The 567-nt window shown below is 69.1% G+C and carries 1 protein-coding gene; it reads left to right on the plus strand.

Annotated features, from left to right (window positions below; genetic code table 11):
• A partial coding sequence (locus GSQ76_RS31415) for a hypothetical protein (RefSeq protein WP_216851272.1) occupies positions 1 to 567 on the plus strand: 567 nt, incomplete at both ends.

Raw genomic sequence — 567 nt, forward strand, 5'->3', positions numbered from 1 at the left:
ACGCTCACCGATGGCACGACGCTGTCGGTTACCGGCCCGGTGACCGACACTGCCTCGATCGGGCTGACGGTCACAGGCGACCTATCCCTGGCGGGCACGCTGACCGCGCCGACACTGACGACCACGGCGACAGGCGCGATCACCCAACCGAGCGGCAGCGTGCAGGTGACGACGCTGACGGGCAGTGCGGGCTCGGCCAGCTTTGTCCAAGTTGCCAACAAAGTCACCACGCTGGACGCCTTTGCCAGCAAGGCCGGGTTTGCCCTGACGGATGCTGCGCCGCTGACCGTGGTGGGTGCGGTCACGGGCACCGGGATCACCATCCTGGACGACGGGCTGACCTTCGGCGCCGCTGGCTCTCTGGCAGCACCAGGGGGCACCGTGCAACTGGCGGCGCTGTCGGCTGCTGGACTAACGGTGGGTGGCGGCAGTGGGATCACTGGCACCTCACCGATCACGGCCGCGACGCTGGTGCTGGGCACGCTGACGGGCGGCCCGCTGACCATTGCAGGGGCCTTCAACCTGTCCGGCGCACCCGTGCTGGATCTGGAGAGCGCGGGTGCCATC

Origin of the sequence: Acidisphaera sp. L21 (assembly GCF_009765685.1) — a bacterium.
Classification (GTDB): Bacteria; Pseudomonadota; Alphaproteobacteria; order Acetobacterales; family Acetobacteraceae; genus LMUY01.